General features: G+C 52.4%; 2 protein-coding genes. Both read left to right on the top strand.

Features of this window, described 5'->3' with window-relative positions; all coding sequences use genetic code 11:
* Positions 1-1,241: hypothetical protein (locus tag DBR23_RS29590; protein WP_233250323.1), on the top strand; the 1,241-nt coding region annotated here is incomplete at its 5' end.
* 28 nt (positions 1,242-1,269) lie between these two features.
* Positions 1,270-1,620: an EamA family transporter gene (locus tag DBR23_RS07840; protein WP_108497855.1), complete on the top strand. Its 351-nt coding sequence runs from the start codon at positions 1,270-1,272 to the stop codon at positions 1,618-1,620.
* The last annotated feature ends 61 nt before the right edge of the window (positions 1,621-1,681 follow it).

Raw genomic sequence — 1,681 nt, 5'->3', positions numbered from 1 at the left:
GGGCAGGCACGGGGCTCTACTACGGGGTCAGTCCTTTCAAAATGGGGCTCGAACCAGTTTTCTCAGGTTTCAGTTATGACGCCGGCCATACACCCCGCGCGGTTGCGCCGGAGACACTGGGCAACCCTCTCAAACAACTTTCCGACTCAATCAATCGACGTGTTGCCCTCAACATCATCGAAAATACCTCCTTGAGCGACAATTTAAAATTCTTTGCGTTCAAGCTGAAAGCCTGGCTTTTTTACAGTACCCCAGAACTTCGGATAACACCCAAGTTGCGTACGTTGCGCACATTCGAATGGATAGTGATCAGTGCAGCAGCCTTCCTCCTTTGCGCTCGGGCTCTGCGCAAAATTCGAAGTGGAACAAGTAGCCAATGGATCGCCACATGCGGCCAAACGCCACGAACGCTCATTGTCTTCACGCTATTGCTAACCGGTGCGCTCGCCATGGCGTTGCAGCTCACACCCGTTCTATACAACGGTCGCTATAACCTCTTCTTTATGGAGCCATGGCTCATACTTTTGGCGGGACAGAGTGTCGCCATATTACTAAGTAGATCTGAAAAATCTCTCGATGGAGGAGACGACAAATCTACTTGGCAGTGGTTGATTTCACGGATTGGATTGGCTGTATCGCTTATTGCATTACCCCTAGCCCTCACAAAATACTCAATGGAAAATGAAACTTGGGCCATGGACCCTTACCGTCCAGGTCCAACGGAAGTAGTGTTAGACAGGAAATCCATGGGAGCAGTGCGAGCGCAACGTGGTAGTAGCACCGACGGGCTGCGCTGGCGAATTGAAGAAACTCCGTTCCAATTGCATATTCCGCTACACACTTCCGATGTCCCTACGCTGAGCCCAGACCACACGCTGGATGCGATATGGCGCTTTCGTTTTGCCATAGAACCGCCGGATGAGCCGCTGACTCAGGATGGCGACTGCCGCAAGGCTGCGTTGAGCCTTTCCAACGCTTACACATTGCAGGAGTGGTATCGACCGGATGCAGCACTCCAACTGAAAGCAAATGGAGTACCGCAAACATATGCAATTTCCGGAAATGCAGAGTTGCGTCCAGCGGGCCCAGGGGAACTGACACTCACGTTCCACTGCCCAAAAGGGACCTATGTGATTTGGGAAAGTGCGGAACTGCTCCGGTCCACGCTTGCGGAGGCTGCGTACCAGTACATCCACCACGGCAGAGCGATAAATCCTTACCGGCTGAACGAGCCGCAGTAGATCTAACCAATATAAACAGCCTTAGAAAATGACTCCAGCCCTCGCATGCATCACCATCGTTTGTGTCCTCGGGATATCTCTAGGGCAGATGCTTTTCAAAAAAGCGGCTCTAACCATTCCCGAAGTTGCCACATGGCAGCATTGGGTTTTCAACGGTTGGCTCATAACTGCATTGGCTTTATACGGAGCTACTACGCTAGCATGGATCTGGGTGTTGAGGCATGCCCCTTTGCACTTGGCATATCCCTTCATGGGACTCGCGTTTCTCATCGTCCCAACGCTTGGCTGGCTGTTCTTAGGCGAACCCATTCGCTGGGCTACTTTTGTAGGAGGCGGTTTGATACTCGCAGGCATCGCCGTCGCCGCCCAAGCATCCTGAAAGGTCCACCCCGTGCGTATTGCTGTCGTGATCCCCTGCTACAAAGTCACTCAACATGTTC

The sequence above is a fragment of the Acidovorax sp. HMWF018 genome (genome assembly GCF_003061035.1).
GTDB classification, from domain to species: domain Bacteria; phylum Pseudomonadota; class Gammaproteobacteria; order Burkholderiales; family Burkholderiaceae_C; genus Acidovorax; species Acidovorax delafieldii.
This window is presented reverse-complemented; position numbering and strand designations above follow the sequence as displayed.

Coding starts and splice junctions, on each gene's coding strand:
- DBR23_RS07840 (WP_108497855.1), top strand. CDS start 1,270: ATGACTCCAGCCCTCGCATGCATCACCATCGTTTGTGTCCTCGGGATA.